A 15,721-nucleotide genomic window follows, 5' to 3' on the forward strand; every position below is an offset into this window, starting at 1 on the left:
AGGACTCCCGGCCGGGGCGGGTCAGCGTTCCTGTCCCTGCCGGGTCTCCCGCGCGGCCATGACCTCGGTGACGTACTGCTCCGCCCAGTCGGTGATCGCCTGGATGGGCTCCTGCAGCGAGCGGCCGAGCGGCGTCAGCGTGTACTCCACCCGGGGCGGCACCTCGGCGAACACCTCACGCGTGAGCAGCCCGTCGGCGGCCATGGCGCGCAGCGTCTGGGTCAGCACCTTGGGCGTCACCCCGCCGATCATGTCGCGCAGCTCGGTGAAGCGTTTCGGCCCGTGGCGCAGGCTCAGCACGACCAGCACGGACCATTTATCGCCGATCCGGTCGAGCACCAGCCGGGTGGGGCAGTTCGGGTCGAAGGCATCGCCGTTCGTCATGGTTTCCCAAAGGTAGCAATGGCACGTTGAAGTAACCAGTATCCAATGGATACCTTCGCAGTCGCAACCGCAACTGAGGAGGCTCCACCATGAACATCCTGCTGATCGGCGCCAGTGGAATGATCGGCAGCCGGGTGGCCGCCGAGGCCGCGAACCGCGGTCACGAGGTCACCGGCGTCACCCGCTCGGGCAAGGACGGCACCCAGGCGGCCGACGCCGCCGACGTCGCGGCCATCACCGCCCTGGCCAAGGGCAAGGACGCGGTGGTCCTGTCCATCGCCCCGCCCAGGGACGGCAGCGAGCCCGAGGCCCCGCTGCTGGCCGCCGGCCGCGCGGTCCTGGCCGCTCTGCGCGCCGCGGGCGTCGACCGTCTCGTGGTCGTCGGCGGCGCCGGAAGCCTGGAGATCGCGCCCGGCACCCGCCTGGTCGACGCCCCCGACTTCCCCGAGATCTACAAGAAGGAGTCGCTGTCGCAGGCCGCGCTGCTCGACGTGATCCGGGCCGAGGCGGACGACCTGCGCTGGACCTACATCTCCCCGGCCGCCGAGATCGCCCCCGGCGAGCGCACCGGCGCCTACCGCAAGGGCGGCGACGCCCTGGTCGGCCCGTTCATCACCGCCGAGGACTACGCCGTGGCGCTGGTGGACGAGCTGGAGAACCCGACCACCCCGTCACAGCGCATCAACGTGGCGCACTGAAGCGCACGAACGGGATCCGCCCGCCGACCTGCCGGAAGTCCAGCACGTCGTCGAACCCCATCAGGTCGCACAGCCGCCGGGCCGCCGCCGGGTGGCGGGCGGCGTACGTGGCCATGACGTCCGCGCCCTCGGCGGCGGACAGGGGGACGGCGACGGCCGGGCGGGGATGTCCGCCGATCTGGATCGTGACCTCCGGCGTCTTCAGCACGTTGCGATACCAGTCGGCGCCCGTGCCGAACCCCGACGCCGCGACCACACTCCCGCGGTCCCGGGCCACGATCTCGATCACCGCCTGGCGCGGCTGCCCCGAGTTGCGGCCGGTGTGCGTCAGCAACATCATCCGGTGCGGCACCAGCCGGCCCAGCCCAGCCCGGAACAGTCCGATCGGCAGCCGCCACGCCCGTCGCCGCCACCCGGTCGGCGGCGCCGCCCGCTTGGCCAGGATCGTCCCGGTGCCGAACCGCCGCCGCAGCACCGGCGCGAACGCCGCACGCGTGATCGTCCTGGTCACCGTTCTCTGCACCAGCAGCCGCGGCCGCGTGGCCGGGATCAGTGTCCTGGTGAACAATCGCGCGGTGCGCTGCCGCCTGGCCACCTCGCCGCGCATGCGCCGCTCGTAGCGGTCGAACGCGCGCTCCGGCTCGCGTTCGTCGCGCAACGCCTCGGCCAGCAGGTACGCCCCGCCCATGGCCATCGAGACACCCTGCGCCGAGAGCATGGTCAGCGAACCGCAGGCGTCGCCCACCAGCACCACCCGGCCGCGGTGCCAGGAGGGCAGCACGATCTGCGTCACCGTGTCCATGAAGACGTCCCCGTCGGCCGGCGCGTCCTCCAGCAGGGCCGGGGTGATCCAGCCCATGCCGTCGAAGGCGGAGCGCAGCAGGTCCAGCCGCTCCTGCCGGGGTACGGCGCCGCCGTACCGCGCCCGGAAGACGAACAACGCGGCCAGTTCGTCCGCGCGCCCGGTCGGATACACGACGGTCTGACGCCCGGGTTCGGTGTAGTGGGCGCGGACCCGCCCCAGGTGGTAGCGGTCGGGCACCTTGTAGGAAGCCAGGCGGCAGCCCAGGTACCGGGCGAAACGCTCCTCGGCGCCGAAGACGAGTTCCCTGGTCAGGGAGTGGCTGCCGTCGGCGCCGACGAGCAGGTCGAACTTCTCGGTGCCGCCCGAGGCCAGGTCGGCCTCCACCCCGCCGCGCACGATCCGCACACCCTCGATGCTCTCCCCGAAGCGGATCTCCACGTCGTCCCGGACCGCCTCAAGCAGCGCCTCCTCGAGCGTGTTCTGCATGAGCCCCAGGCGCGGCCCCTTGATCACCCGATCGAGCAGGGGAACGGTCAGGCGCGCCCATGCCCGCCCCGAGGCGTCCACGAAGTCGACCGAGTCCACCGGCAGCTGCTGTGCCTCCAGCCGGTCGACGATCCCCATGCGCCCGGCCACGTCGTGGGCGGTGCCGAGGAAGTCGATCCCGTACTCGCCGAGCCGCCCGTGCGGCGAGCGTTCCAGGACGACCGGCTCGATCCCGTTGCGCCGCAGCCAGTAAGCGAGCGTCAGCCCCGCGACCCCGCCCCCGTTGATCAGCACCCTCATGACAGCAACCCCTCCGCCGCGCTCACCGCCTGGCCCACGGGAAGTCCCGGATCGAGCAGGTAGTGCAGCATCAGCCCGTCGACGGCCGCCGTCACCAGCACCGCCACCCCGGCCCTGCGCTCGGCCGGCCACTCGGGATGCATCCGCCCGAGCGCCTCGCCGATCTGCCCGCGCGCCTGCCGCAGCTGCTCGCGCAAAACCTCCCCGAGCGCCGGATCCCGCGCCGCCCCGGCGATCACCTCGACCGCCAGCCGCGTGGCCCGCTCGTCCCCGGTGGTTTCCCCCAGCATGTCCCGGATCCTGCCCAGCGCCGCCCGCGCGTCAACGGCCCCGAGCAACTCCGTCACCAATGGCCCGATCACCAGCTCACCGGCGGCCCGCGCGATGGCGGCGTGCAGGCCGGGCAGCCCGCCGAAGTGGTAGTGGATGAGGCCCGGGTTGGTACCGGCCCGCTCGGCGACACCGCGCGTGGTGACCGCCGGCCACCCGTGCTCCGTGAGCAGCGCGATCCCCGCCCCCACCAACTCCTCCCGCCGCCGATCCCCCCGCCTCGAAGTTGGCCGCTCGACCAAGTTAGTCATACGGCCAAATTAACACACCTCGGCCTCGCTCACCTTTCCGCTGCGGCCGGGTTGCCCGTCACACCCGCCCTTCCGTTACGGCACAGCCACCCCCACCCCACCCGCCGCCCACGGCCGGGCTCTGTCCAGGGTCACGGTCGTCCAGCGTGCGGGGCACCCCGCCGTTACGTCCGCCCCGCCGGCCGGGGCCTGCGGAAAACAGGTTCCCGCCCGGCCCGCCGCTACGTCCGCCCGCCCGGCCGGAGCCTGCGGAAAACAGGTTCCCGCCCGGCCCGCCGCTACGTCCGCCCGCCCGGCCGGAGCCTGCGGAAAACAGGTTCCCGCCCCGCCCGCCGTTATGTCCGCCCCACCGGCTGAGGCTCACGGAAACCAGGTTCCTGCCCGGGGGGTTTTGGGCGTTTGTCTGGTAATGGCGGCAGGTGGGGGGTTGATCAGGTTGGGGGTTCGTGACACATTGCGGATGTTTTTCGTCAATAGTCACGGAGGACACGCGTGCCACAATTATCCCCAGCCATAGCCGCGATCGCCGTCACCCTGGCGCTCGCCACCCCCGCCCAGGCCACGGCCGATCCGGCCGTCACCGTGGCGAACGGCCGGACCCAGCCGGTCTTCTCCTACGCCGACGCCGTACGCGAGCACGTCTACGTCGAGTCGCCGCTCGACAGCGACGGGGACCGCAGGCTCGACCGGGTGCGGGTGGACATCATCCGGCCCAAGGAGTCGGGCCCGGGGCTGAAGGTTCCGGTCATCATCGATGAAAGCCCCTACTACGACAATTCTGGACGAGGCAACGAGGCCGAGCGGAAGGTTTACGACGCCGCCGGGAACGTGGTCAAGTTCCCCCTCTTCTACGACAACTACTTCGTGCCGCGCGGCTACGCCGTACTGAACGTCGACATGCTCGGCACCACCCGCTCGGACGGCTGTCCCGACATCGGCGGGCGGGCCGACGTGCTCGGCGGCAAGGCCGTCATCGACTGGCTGAACGGCCGCGCCAAGGCGTTCCGCGCCGACGGCAGCGAGGCGGTCGCCGACTGGACGAACGGCAAGTCCGCGATGATCGGCAAGTCGTACGACGGCACGCTGGCCAACGCCGTCGCGGCCACCGGCGTCGAGGGTCTCAAGACCATCGTCCCGATCTCGGCGATCAGCTCGTGGTACAAGTACCAGCGCTCCAACGGCGTGGTCTACAACTACGACTACGCGTCTTGGCTGGCCAACTATGTGGACACCGATCCTGAGCCGAAGTGCCAGGCCGTACGCGCGAGAATGGACGCCGAGGACGGCGACGCCACGGGCAACTACAACGCGTTCTGGGCGCTGCGCGACTACATCGCCGGTCTGCAGGGCGATGTGTCCAAGGTCAAGGCGAGCGTCTTCGTCGCCCACACCAGCAACGACCTCAACGTCAAGCCGGACAACTTCTCCATCTGGTGGAAGAAGCTGGCCGAGCGGAACATCCCGCGCAAGATCTGGGTCGGCCAGTACCAGCACGTGGACCCGTTCGACTTCGAGGGCCGCCGTGACCTCTGGGTGGACACGTTGCACCGCTGGTTCGACTACTGGCTGCACGACGTGCGCAACGGGATCATGAACGAGCCCAGGGCCGACGTCCAGCTCTCGCCCACCGAGTGGATCACCCAGCGCGACTGGCCCGCGCCGAACGCCTCCCAGATCAGCCTGCGGCCCGGCGCCGACGGCTCGCTCGGCCTGAAGCCGGCCAGGCGTGGCGCGACAGCGACGTTCACCGACACCCGTCTGAGCGAGGAGCAGATGGTCGCCGACGTCGGCACCCCGCACCCGGGCCGGGTCGCCTTCACCACCGGCGAGCTCCCGCTCAACATGCGTCTTTCCGGTACGCCGAACGTTGACCTGCGGGTGTCGCTGGACAAGTCCACCTCGAACCTGACCGCCCTGCTCGTCGACTTCGGCGAGGACTCCCGCGTCGACTGGCGGCGCGGCCTCGGCATCACCACGCTGACCGAGGAGAGCTGCCACGGCGAGAGCACGGCCCTGGACGACGCCTGCTACAAGAAGACGATCACCAACGTGGCCACGCGCCCGCTGGAGATCGTCGCCCGCGGCTGGATCGACGTGCAGAACCGCGACTCGTCGCTGGTCTCGCAGCCGGTGCCGCCCGGAACGTCGGTCAAGGTGGCGTGGGACACGCTGCCCCACGACTACACGTTCAAGAAGGGCCACCGGATCGGCCTGGTGATCGCCGGCACCGACGGCGACTACAGCGGTGAGGTGGGCACCGGCGCGAAGGTGACCGTGGACCTGGCCAAGAGCCAGGTGCGGGTGCCGTTCGTGGTCGGCAGCCCGCTGGCGGACGTGCCGCAGGACAGGACGGCCTTCCGCGGTCCGGCACTGCTTGACCTGCCGGAGCCGGAGAACACGTTCTTCTAACCGGACCCTGGCCCGGGGCTTGAGCAGCCCCGGGCCCCTTTTTGTCGATTTTTCGCGTTATGGGGAGTCAAAGACGATGACACACCCGTACGACGCCGGACGGCACCGCGACGCCGACCCCGGCCAGCAGGACCCACCCACCCACCAGGAAACGCCGGACCCCGACACGTCGCGATCCAACGCCCTCGGCCGGCGCGCCACGTCTGGGCCAGAGGCAGCGTCCGACACTTCCAGCCCCAGCCCCAGCCCCAGCCCCAGCCCCAGCCCCAGCCCCGGGTCCGTCTCCGGGTCCAGCTCCGGGTCCGGGTCCGGGTTCGGTGAGTGGGACACGTCAGGGTCTGGCCAGCGGGACTCGCTATGGCATGACAGCGGGCCCGGTCAGGGGGACGGGCCCGATGTCTGGGAGAGCCGGCCGCGTACCCGGTGGCCGGGGGAGCCGGAGCCCGATGTGCTGGATGACTGGCCGGGGCGCGGGCACCTGAAGATGCGGGCGGTGGTGCCCGTCGCCGCCGGGATGGTGGTGCTGGCGGGGCTGGGCGCCTGGCTCGGACTGAGCGGTGGCGATCCGGACGAGCGGCCCGCCGTGGCCACGCCCAAGATCAGCCTCATGGAGGTGCCGGGGGAGGTGGTCTTCACGCCGCTGCCGAGCCGTACCCCTGAGGAGCCCGGGACGAGCGGGCCCGCACGGGAGCCGAGCACCGAGCCCACGGCGGACGCGCGCGAGCCGACCACCAAACCCCCGGCCCAGCCGAGCGCTAAGCCCTCCACGAAGCCGAGCGCCCGGCCGAGTGCGAAACCGTCGGCCAAGCCGAGTACGAAACCGAGCACCAAACCGAGTGCGAAACCGAGCGCCAAGCCGTCCGCCAAGCCGTCCGCGAAACCGTCGGGCAAGCCGTCGGTCCAGCCGTCCGCGAAGCCCACCCAGGCGCCCACCCAGAAGCCCAGCCCGCCCCCACAGGGCGGGGATCCCGAGCCCACCTGCGACAACTGGGTGGATTGTCACGACCTGCCGCCTGACATGTGACTCACACCAGCACGAAGATCTCGCTGACACCCTTGGCCAGCGCCTGGATGTCCGCGCTCACGCTCACCTCCGGGTTGCCCGGATCGAACAGCACCGACAGCCGCTCCCGCATGCCCTTGCCGATCAGGGCCTGCCACACCGCGTTCGGCGCCAGCCCGGCGTCGAGGATGCGGCGGTGGTCGGCGTCGTAGCTGATCCGGTGGCCCCACAGGGTGACGGTCTGCGCGCCGAGGCCGATCGCGTTGCCGACCCGGGCGTCGACCTCGGCCTGCGCGCGCTCCTTGGCCCAGGGGGAGCTCTGGCCGGAGTGGGTCAGGCCGTACTCGCGTGAGCCGATCTGCACCACGGCGTCCCATCCGAGCGCCTTGACCGCCATCCACTGCGCCTGCGCGGCGATGGCCGGGGTGATCGCGCTCTCCTGGCCGTCCAGGGTGACCTTGAAGCCGCTGTACGACTTGCCGAACAGGCCGGAGGCCACGTACACACGGTCCACCCCGGAGGTGCGGATGTAGTCGTCCACCCGCGAGCGCGTCACCAGCGGATAGCGCGAGCGCATGTCGGCGACGCACTGCTCGGCCTGGCCGCAGCCGAGCTCGGGCACCACCACGCCCATGGCCAGCCGCTTGCCGGGCAGCTTCGCCCGCAGCTCCTTGGTCGCCTCGGCGACGAACTGTTTGACCTGCGCCGCCGAGGTGAAGTCACGGAAGCCCAGGTAGTCGGCGAACTTCACGCCCACCACCCCCGGCCGCTTCGCCGCCGTCACCAGCTTGGCCACCGCCGCCCGGAACTGCGCGTCACCGGCGCGGAAGTCGTCGGCCAGGTCGTTCTCCACCCAGATCCGCAGCCCGGCCTTGCTCGCGGCCGTGATCGCGGTGCCGACGGGGGCGGCGGACCGCACGGTGGGCCCGGGTCCGAGCTCGTTGGAGGGCGTCGGTGAGGGTACGGCGGGCCGGCCCGTCTCACCGGTGTCACCGTTGCCGGGATCCGTCGTACCAGGGTCTGTCGTACCTGGGTCCGTCGTCCTGGAGTCTGTCGTACCAGGGTCTGTCGTACCAGGGTCCGTCGTACCTGGGTCTGTCCTACCGGGGTCCGTCGTCCTGGAGTCCGTCCTACCAGGGTCCGTCGTCCTGGAGTCTGTCGTGCCCGGGTCTGTCGTGCCGGAGTCTGATGGGGCACGGTCGGTGTTGTCGCGGTTGGCCGGGGTCATGGCGTCGGGCGGCGGGCTGGTCAGGACCTGCTTCTTGCCGTCCACGTACTTCTCGTAGGTGACCTGGTTGTTCACCATGTTGGTGCACTTGTACCAGCCGCTCGGCAGCTCCTCGCAGAACGTCTGCCCGCCCCGGCAGTTCGGCTCCTTCGACAGGTCCGTCTTCTGGTTGCAGCGCACGTAGTTCTGCGGCAACGGCTGCGCCTTCTCGAAGTTGGCACCGCCGTCCGCCGCCCAGAACGCCGCCACCTTCGCCGCGTCCTGCGGCGGCGTCAGCCATTCGCACACCACGTACGACGGGGTGTCGGCGGGCAGCACGTCCTTGCACGAGTCGCCCTGCTTCACATCCAGCGGCTTCTCCTGGGCCGACGACGGCCGCGTACCGGATGGCTCGGAGCCCGGGATGCTGCCCGGATCCGCCATCGCCAGGAACGGCATGAAGAACACCAGCGCGATCACGATCCCGGCGACGGCGAACTGCTTCTCGCGCCGGGAGATGCCGGTGAAGAACCCTTTCATCAAATCTCCCTGCCATAGTCGTCGCCGCTGTTCGGGCTGCAGTTGCTCCAGTAGCCGCCGCCCTTCATGTCCGGCACGAACGTGCCCTTGTCCTTGGCGACCGTCCACGACACGCTCATCGTCAGCGTGCCGCCGCCGCTGGTGGTTCCGGCGGTGGTGCTGCCGTCACCGGTCCTGGTGCCCGACCACGAGACCGTGATCGTGCCGGACTCGCTGGTGGGAGCCCCCGGGCAGCCGGGACGGCTGGCGGGCGCGCTGACCGAGTAGGAGGAGCCGGAGACGCTGACGCCGTTCGAGCCCGAGGCCGAGGTGATCTGGCACGAGCCCTCGCAGTCGAGCGAGAACGAACCCGACCGGCCCGAGCCCAGCGACGCCGACGAGGACGACAACCGCGCGCTGGGCGGCGGCGGCTTCGGCAGCTCGACCTTCTTGGCCATCGGCTGCGCCGACTCCTTCGCCGAACCCCTGTCCGGCGCCCTCGTGGGCTGCTTGGTCGGCTGCTTCGTCGGTTGTTTCGTCGGCTGGCGGGTGGGGGCCGTGGTGGGCTCGCGCGGCGGGTCCGGCGAGTCGTCGGAGCTTCTCGTGTCCGAGGGCTTCTTCGTGGTGCCGTCCTTCGGCTCGGCGGGGTTCGTGGTGGGGGAGGCGCCGACGTCGGTGGTCGGCGGCGGCGTCCGTCCCGGTATGAGCTGTTCCGGGGTCCCCAGATCCTCCTGCGGCGGGACCTCCACCTCGGGGTCGGAGCCCGGCTCGTTCAGGGTGATCACCGGCCGGGGCTGCGGGGCCGCCGCCTCGCTGACCGTGGTGGGACGGGGGCGGGCGTGAATACCCGACCACGCCAGCCCGGCCACCAGCACCCCGGCGCCGACCAGCAGCCCGACCCGCGCCACCGAACGCACCGAGATACGCGCCTCCGGGTCGGCCTCGTCGGGACGGTCCTTCCAGAACTCGTCCCACTTGCCGCCCCGCCGTTCCCACGCCCGGAACTCATCCTCGGCCAGCGGCTCATCGGGGGTGGCCACGGTGTAGGGATCGGCGAAGTCGCCCCCGTCCCCGTGCGACGGCCGGGCGTCCCCGCGCGTCGTGTCCCCGGGAGGGGGAACGGCGTCGCCGTGTGAGGGAACGGCGTCCGCCCGAGCGTCCCCGCGAGCGAGAGCGGCGTCCTCGGGAGGGGCGGCCCCGCCGGGAGGGGGGGCGGACCTGCCGGAGGCTCCGCGAGGGTCCGTCTCCTGGAGGTCGGCTCCGCGGGAGGCGGTGACTCGGCGGAGGGTGCCTGTGCCGGGGTCCGTCTCGTGGAAGTCGGTGCTGCGGAGGGGGGCGGCGGGCTCGTGGGTGGTGGGCTCGTCGGGTTCCGCGCCGTAGACGGGTGCCGCGAAAACGGGGGCCGCGTAGATGGGCGTTGTGTAGCTGGGCGTCGCGGAGCTGGGCGTCGCGTACGGGTGGCCGCGACCGGGCTGGCCCGCATGGGACGACCCGGACCTGGCCGGGCCGCCGAACCCCAGGGGCGGCCCGGCCGTCGGTCCGAGGGTGGGATCGGTGGCCTCGGCATCCGGCGCGGCGTCGGCGGCCCTGCGGTCGGCCCCGAAGGCGATCAGCGCGTCCAGATACCCGGACCCCGCCGCTTCTCCGGGCGTGTCACCGGAAGCACGCCCGGAGAAGGTGTGGTCGGCCGAAACCCCCTCGGACGAGGCGGTGGAACCCTGTCCGGAAGATCCCAGGCCGAAGAACACGCCGGTGTGCGGACGCCCGGATGGCGTGTCGGCTGACGCCGGACCAGGCGGTGCGCCGGTCGAGAGGGGCGTGTCGGGCGGCGTGCCGGTGGCGGGGCCGGACGCCGCGTCGCCGGTGGGGGAAGGGCCCGATAACGCGCTGGTGGCGCTGAGGCTCGATGGCGCGCTGGTGGGGGCGAGGCTCGATGGCGCGCTCGTGGCGGCGAGGCCCGATAACGCGCTGGTGGGGGCGAGGCCGGATGGCGCGAGGGTGGGGATCGGTGGCTCGTTGGAGGAGAGGCGGGGGAACGCGTCTGTTGTGGTGAAGTCCGGGCCGTAGCGGGAGGGGATCCGGCCGGGGGCAGCCGCGCCCGCCCCCGGTCGGACCCCGGCCCCGGTCGCCGTCGTGGGGTCGGCGACCGGGGTGTTCAGGGGATCGGCCGCCCGCGCGTCGGCGTATGCCGCGTGGGTGGCGGTGAGGGCGCTCGGCGGCGGCGTGGCCAGGGCGGCGCCGTCGGCCAGGCGCGCGTGCGGGACGCCGCCAAGCCCGTGCGACTGGACGGGAAACCCGTCGGCCCGCCACCCCACGGCGTCCGGGGCCAGCGGCGAGGCGAGCGGCAGCAGGTCCGACAGCGGCCCGCGCGGGACCGCTATCGGCAGGTGGGTGAGCAGGGTGGCCGCGGGCATGCCTTTGGGCGCGGCCAGACACGACACGCAGCCGTACAGGTGGCGGCCCAGGCGGGCGCGGGTGCTGCGGCTGGGCGCGGCGGCCCACTCCGCCACCCGCCCGGCCAGCTGGGCGCACCCGTGGGCGGCCCGTGCAGCGGTCACTGCGGCCAGCCAGGTCTCCAGCCGCCACGCCGCCTCCCTGACCGTGGCGTCGATCAGGGACTCCGGCACGTCGAACAGCAGGGCGATCTCGGCGTGCGGCAGGCCGTGCCGTACGGAAAGATCCAGAAGTTCCCGGTACGGCCCGTCGAGCGCGATCAGCGCCTCGGGCAGCAGGTCGGACATGCGGCTGGAACGCGCCCACGACCCGGTGCTCGCCGGACGTGAGGCGGCCCGCGCGGCGCGGTGTGCGCGGGCCAGCGCGTAGAGCCAGGGGCGCAGCGCGGCCGGGTCGGTGACCTGGCCCGCGCGCGCCGACGCGGTCAGCAACGTGCCCGCGGCGGCCAGCTCGGCGTCGGACTCGCCAAGCTCCGTCCTGCAGTAGTCGTACAGGTGAGGCCCGTAGTGCTCACACAGTTCGCGGGACACGTCTCTCCTCCAGGAGGGGCTAGCGGTGCAGTCGCTGGGCGACCTCGGTGGCCCAGTACGTGATGACGATCCGGGCGCCGGCCCGGCGGATCGCGGTGAGGCTCTCCTCGATGGCCCGCTCGCGCTGCAGCCAGCCGTGCCCGGCGGCGGCTTCCAGCGCGGCGTACTCCCCGGACACCTGGTAGGCGGCGACGGGGACGTCGACCGCGTCGGCGACCCTGCGCACCACGTCGAGGTAGAGCCCGGCCGGTTTGACCATCACCAGGTCGGCGCCCTCCTCGACGTCGAGCTCGACCTCGCGCATCGACTCGCGGAGGTTGGCCGGGTCCTGCTGGTGGGTGGAGCGGGTGCCGACCAGCGACGACTCCACGGCGGTGCGGAAGGGCCCGTAGAAAGCGGAGTCGTACTTGGCGGCGTAGGCCAGGATGGGCACCCGCTGGTAGCCGGCGTCGTCGAGCCCGGCGCGGATGGCGGCGACCTGGCCGTCCATCATGCCGCTGGGCGCCACGACGGTCGCGCCGGCGGCGGCCTGCGCGACGGCGACCCTGGAGTAGGCGCGCAGCGTCGCGTCGTTGTCGACGTCGCCGTCCGGGCCGAGCAGGCCGACGTGCCCGTGGTCGGTGTACTCGTCCAGGTTGATGTCGCCGATCACGACGGTGGCCTCGCCGACCTCGGCGGCGACGTCGGCTAGGGCGAGCTGGGCGATGCCCTCGGGGTCCCAGGCGCCGCGCCCGTCGGCGTGCTTGGCCGCGGGGACACCGAAGAGCATGATCCCGCCCACGCCGGCCTGCGCCGCGGCGGCGGCGGCCTTGCGCAGGCTCTCGCGCGTGTGCTGGACCTGGCCCGGCATGGAGGGGATGGGCCGGGGCTCCTCGATGCCCTCGCGGACGAACAGGGGCTGCACGAGGTCCGACGGGTGCAGCCTGGTCTCGGCGACGAGCGCGCGCAACGCCGCGGTACGGCGCAGCCGCCGCGGCCGGTCGGACGGGTAACTCATGGCCGTGCCCCCAGGATCCGCTCGGCGTGCTCCAGGACGACCGCGGGCGGGCGCCGGTTCCAGTAGCCGGCGTCGGAGCGGGCGGTGATGCCGAGGTCGCGCAGCCGTACGAGATGCTCGGCGGTCTTGACGGCCAGGCCGCCGGGGTCGATCACCGGCAGCCCGTGCAGGTCGCGGATGCCGAGGTGGACCAGGATCTCGTTCGGTATGCCCTCGGCGGGTACCAGCCATTGCGCGCCGGCTCTGGCCGCCCGCCGCGCGGCCGCCGTGTACGCGCGGACGAACGGGTCGAAGTCCTGGGCCAGCGCCCTGGTGACCACGGCGGCCCCGTCGTCGATCATCTCGTAGGCGGCCAGCGTGGCGCCGGCGGCCCGGATGTTGTCGGTGATCGGCTCGGCCAGGTGCGGGATGAACCCGATCAGGCCCAGCCGGTGGCGTTCGTGGCGGGCGGCATGCCAGGTGGCGTCGCCGTACCCGATGACGGGGATGGTGGCGCGCACGCGCGCGGCGGCGAGCCCGGGGTCCTGGCCGGCGCCGCTGATCCAGGCCGCGCAGCCGTCGCGCTCGGCGGTGCTGGCGGTGCGCGCGAAGAAGTCGCCGAACAGCAGGCCGAGCGGGCCGAATCCGACCAGTTCCTCGGGCAGTTCGGCGGCGTAGGTCTGCGGCGGCAGGGTGTGGATCTCGATGGTGGTGCCGGGTCCGGCCACCTTGGACAGGTGCTCCGCGTAAAGCTTGTCGAGGAGCGGCGAGCGGCCCTCGACGGCGTGCTTCTGGAACCAGATTCGCATGTCAGGTGTGCCTCACGGGAAGGGGGACGGTATCGAGCATGGAGGCCTTGGCCAGGTAGGCCCTGGTGGCCTCGCCGTCGGCGGCGATCGCGCGCAGCGCGGCCATGGCGGCGGGCAGCCGGGCGGCGTCGCCGTCCTGCACCCCCGCGACCCTGGCCTCGCTGGCCGGGATGACGTGGTCGACGAGGACGGCGCGGCGGCGGCGCGCCCAGCTCTCCAGCGCGGCAGGCGGCTGGTGTCCCCCGAGTACTCCGGCGAGTGTTCTGCCGAGGTCGACCGCGTCGTGGATGCCGGCGTTCATGTTGAGGCCGCCGGCGGTGGAGGTGACGTGCGCGGCGTCACCGGCGAACAGCACCCGGCCGTGTCGGAAGGAGGCGAGCACGCCGCTGGCCAGGTCGTAGCGGTGCGTGCCGAGGATGTTCAGGTCGGTGAGGGCCAGACCCGCGACCCGGCTGGGAATGGCCTCCCGGGGCGCGAGCCTGAGGATGATCCGCCAGTGGTCGGGCAGGCGGAGCAGGCTGCACGACTGGGCCGGATCGCGAACGTAGGTGAGCGGTGCCAGGCCCGGCAGCATCTCCTCCAGGCGTGAGCCGGTGAAGATCCGCAGCGCCTGGGTGGGGTAGCCGGACTGGGGGAACGGCAGGCCGAGCGCGGTCCTGACGCTGCTGTGCGCCCCGTCGGCGCCGATCAGGTAGCGGGCGCGCTCCCATCCGCCCCCGGTCCTGACCCGTACGGCGGTGCCCGTGAGAGCCACCGCCTCGACCGGGGCCCCGAACCGGACCTCGGCATGCGGGTGCGCGACGAGCTCGCCCAGCAGCAACGGCGTGAGCGCCGCCTGCTCGGCGTGCAGCCGGAAGGGATGCGCGGTGAGCCCGGCCAGGCCCGCCATCCGCATCTCCGCCAGCACGGAGCCGGCCAGGTCGCGCCACTGCACCCGGTCCACGACCACGCCGCGGGCGACGAGGCCGGCCGCGACACCGAGCTCGTCGAGCAGGTCGAGCGTGGCCGGATGGATGGTGGAGGCGCGCGAACGGGTGCCGAGCGCCGGCTCGCGTTCGAGCACGAGCACCGGCACATCCGCCCTCGCCAGCGTGAGCGCCGCGGCCAGCCCGACGGGGCCGGCTCCGGCCACGATCACGGCGCTCATGTCGGCACCCGTTCGCCGTCACGGTGTTTCCTGCGGCCGAGCATGACCTGCTGGCCCGCGCTGGTCAGCGCCCACCACGCGCCGCACAGGTTGGAGGTCAGCACGACCCGTTCATTGCCCTCGGCCAGCTTGCCGATCGCGCTGAGCGTGGGCATGCCGGTGCCGGTCAGCAGCAGCACCGCGTCGGGCGCCGCCCTGGCCTGCTCGATCTGGCCGACGAGCTCTTCCGTGGTCACCTCGTACGGCGCGAAGCGCTCGCCCGCCTTGACCGGGATCACCCTGGCCACCCGCACCCCGGCCGCCGTCCAGTACCTGTCGGCGTGGTCGGTCAGCCACGGCTGGTACGGCGAGACCAGCGTGATCTCCCGCGTGCCCAGGTGTTCCAGGGCCCGCCGGGTGGCCTCGGTGGCGGAGGCGACCGGCAGGCCGAACTCCGCGCTGAGCTCCTCGCAGCGGCGCCGGTCGAGCTCGGGGCCGAGCAGGTAGCGCGAGCCGCTGCAGGCCATGACGAGGGCGTCCAGCGGCAGGCCGCCGAACGAGCGGATCATGGCGGGCAGCGCCTCGTTGTAGGCGTCGAGGCGTTCGGCCAGTTGCAGGCCGGGCCGTACGGGGAAGCGGGTGACGTGTAGGTCCGCCCGCGCGCCCAGCAGGCGCGCGAACTCCGGCTCCACCGCCGGGTTGGCGGGCGGAACCACGACACCCACTCTGGTCACGATCTGCCTCCCGAGGGGTCGAGTGAGAAGAGCACGCGCAGCGCCTCGGCCAGGCCCGCGTCGCGGGCCACGCGTTGGCCGAGGTCGCCGCCGATGAAGGCGTCCACCACCCGCTGGACGGTCATGCCCACCTCGTCGCGGGCGCGGGCGTCCAGCTCGGGGACCCGGGCGGACAGGCGGCGCAGCTCCGCGTCGCACATCAGGGCCGCCCGGTTGCGCAGTGCCATCACGAGCACCGAGCTGCCCCAGGAGGGCACCGGAGCGGTCCGGGGTAACAGCGTGGGGGCGGTCATCAGCAGCCCGACCACGACGCGGCGCGGATCGCCGCCTCGCGACGGGCACGGGCGTCCATGGGGGGCTCGGCGTCGACTTCGACCCGGGCGCCGCGGCCGAGCACCTCGCGGGCCGCGCCGCCGATCCGGGCGGTCAGCTCGTCCTGCTGCTCGCCGGTGAAGCCCGGCTCCACGGTGACGGTGAGCTTGCGGCGGGCGCTCACGACGCGCGCTCCAGAGCCTGGTCGATCACGTTGATGGCCAGGTCGGACACCTGTCGGATGTGGCGCAGCCGGTGGACGGTGCGCGCGGTCGCCGCCGACAGCGCGGGCATGCCGTCGGTGGGCGTCTCATCGGGGTTCTGGTAGGGGTGCTGGTACGGCCGGCGGGGTTCGTCGTCGTCGTGCATGAAGTGCTCCTACGGGGGG

General features: G+C 72.6%; 15 protein-coding genes. 3 read left to right on the forward strand and 12 right to left on the reverse strand.

Annotated elements, in window-relative coordinates; translation table 11 throughout:
- Positions 1-21: 21 nt before the first annotated feature.
- A complete protein-coding gene (locus tag HNR40_RS49685; protein ID WP_184974705.1) occupies positions 22-384 on the reverse strand; it encodes a winged helix-turn-helix transcriptional regulator in 363 nt (120 codons plus the stop codon).
- An 89-nt stretch (positions 385-473) separates the two neighbouring features.
- Between HNR40_RS49685 and HNR40_RS49690 the strand changes: the two genes are divergently transcribed.
- Positions 474-1,082 (forward strand): NAD(P)-dependent oxidoreductase, encoded by a 609-nt coding sequence (locus HNR40_RS49690; RefSeq protein ID WP_184974708.1) that lies wholly within the window; start codon positions 474-476, stop codon positions 1,080-1,082.
- On the opposite strand, the gene HNR40_RS49695 is transcribed toward HNR40_RS49690, so the two are convergent.
- Both HNR40_RS49695 and HNR40_RS49700 read right to left on the reverse strand, forming a co-directional pair.
- Positions 1,066-2,673 (reverse strand): nitroreductase family deazaflavin-dependent oxidoreductase, encoded by a 1,608-nt coding sequence (locus HNR40_RS49695; RefSeq protein ID WP_184974711.1) that lies wholly within the window; start codon positions 2,671-2,673, stop codon positions 1,066-1,068. The genes HNR40_RS49690 and HNR40_RS49695 overlap by 17 nt on opposite strands.
- Positions 2,670-3,194: a TetR/AcrR family transcriptional regulator gene (locus HNR40_RS49700; protein WP_312896840.1), complete on the reverse strand. Its 525-nt coding sequence runs from the start codon at positions 3,192-3,194 to the stop codon at positions 2,670-2,672. The genes HNR40_RS49695 and HNR40_RS49700 overlap by 4 nt, the downstream gene beginning before the upstream one ends.
- Positions 3,195-3,746: 552 nt before the next feature.
- Here HNR40_RS49700 and HNR40_RS49705 point away from each other — a divergent pair.
- Together HNR40_RS49705 and HNR40_RS49710 are read left to right on the forward strand one after the other, a co-directional pair.
- A complete protein-coding gene (locus HNR40_RS49705; RefSeq protein WP_184974719.1) occupies positions 3,747-5,663 on the forward strand; it encodes a Xaa-Pro dipeptidyl-peptidase in 1,917 nt (638 codons plus the stop codon).
- 448 nt (positions 5,664-6,111) lie between these two features.
- On the forward strand, positions 6,112-6,687 hold the full coding sequence (locus HNR40_RS49710; protein ID WP_184974722.1) for a hypothetical protein: 576 nt from the start codon (positions 6,112-6,114) through the stop codon (positions 6,685-6,687).
- Position 6,688: 1 nt separating this feature from the next.
- On the opposite strand, the gene HNR40_RS49715 is transcribed toward HNR40_RS49710, so the two are convergent.
- Genes HNR40_RS49715 through HNR40_RS49755 form a run of 9 tightly spaced genes read right to left on the reverse strand, consistent with a single transcriptional unit; the run spans position 6,689 to position 15,702 of the window.
- Positions 6,689-8,413, reverse strand: a complete 1,725-nt coding sequence (locus HNR40_RS49715; protein ID WP_184974985.1) for a hypothetical protein — start codon at positions 8,411-8,413, stop codon at positions 6,689-6,691.
- The gene (locus HNR40_RS49720) at positions 8,413-11,376 is read right to left on the reverse strand and encodes a hypothetical protein (RefSeq protein ID WP_184974725.1); all 2,964 of its coding nucleotides are present in this window, start codon (positions 11,374-11,376) and stop codon (positions 8,413-8,415) included. Before HNR40_RS49720 ends, HNR40_RS49715 begins: the two co-directional genes overlap by 1 nt.
- Positions 11,377-11,395: 19 nt before the next feature.
- Complete coding sequence (hemB, locus tag HNR40_RS49725; RefSeq protein WP_184974728.1) at positions 11,396-12,373, reverse strand: porphobilinogen synthase; 978 nt, start codon at positions 12,371-12,373, stop codon at positions 11,396-11,398.
- Positions 12,370-13,161 carry an aspartate/glutamate racemase family protein gene (locus HNR40_RS49730; protein ID WP_184974732.1) on the reverse strand — a complete coding sequence of 264 codons (792 nt, stop codon included), beginning with the start codon at positions 13,159-13,161 and terminating at the stop codon, positions 12,370-12,372. Before HNR40_RS49730 ends, hemB begins: the two co-directional genes overlap by 4 nt.
- 1 nt (position 13,162) lies before the next feature.
- Positions 13,163-14,308 carry an FAD-dependent oxidoreductase gene (locus HNR40_RS49735; RefSeq protein ID WP_184974736.1) on the reverse strand — a complete coding sequence of 382 codons (1,146 nt, stop codon included), beginning with the start codon at positions 14,306-14,308 and terminating at the stop codon, positions 13,163-13,165.
- The gene (locus HNR40_RS49740) at positions 14,305-15,021 is read right to left on the reverse strand and encodes a maleate cis-trans isomerase family protein (protein ID WP_221341788.1); all 717 of its coding nucleotides are present in this window, start codon (positions 15,019-15,021) and stop codon (positions 14,305-14,307) included. Before HNR40_RS49740 ends, HNR40_RS49735 begins: the two co-directional genes overlap by 4 nt.
- Positions 15,018-15,314, reverse strand: a complete 297-nt coding sequence (locus tag HNR40_RS49745) for a hypothetical protein (protein WP_221341789.1) — start codon at positions 15,312-15,314, stop codon at positions 15,018-15,020. The genes HNR40_RS49740 and HNR40_RS49745 overlap by 4 nt, the downstream gene beginning before the upstream one ends.
- Positions 15,314-15,517, reverse strand: a complete 204-nt coding sequence (locus HNR40_RS49750) for a hypothetical protein (RefSeq protein ID WP_184974742.1) — start codon at positions 15,515-15,517, stop codon at positions 15,314-15,316. The genes HNR40_RS49745 and HNR40_RS49750 overlap by 1 nt, the downstream gene beginning before the upstream one ends.
- Complete coding sequence (locus tag HNR40_RS49755; RefSeq protein WP_184974744.1) at positions 15,514-15,702, reverse strand: hypothetical protein; 189 nt, start codon at positions 15,700-15,702, stop codon at positions 15,514-15,516. The genes HNR40_RS49750 and HNR40_RS49755 overlap by 4 nt, the downstream gene beginning before the upstream one ends.
- Positions 15,703-15,721: the final 19 nt, after the last annotated feature.

The organism is Nonomuraea endophytica (assembly GCF_014203235.1).
Taxonomy (GTDB): Bacteria; Actinomycetota; Actinomycetes; order Streptosporangiales; family Streptosporangiaceae; genus Nonomuraea; species Nonomuraea endophytica.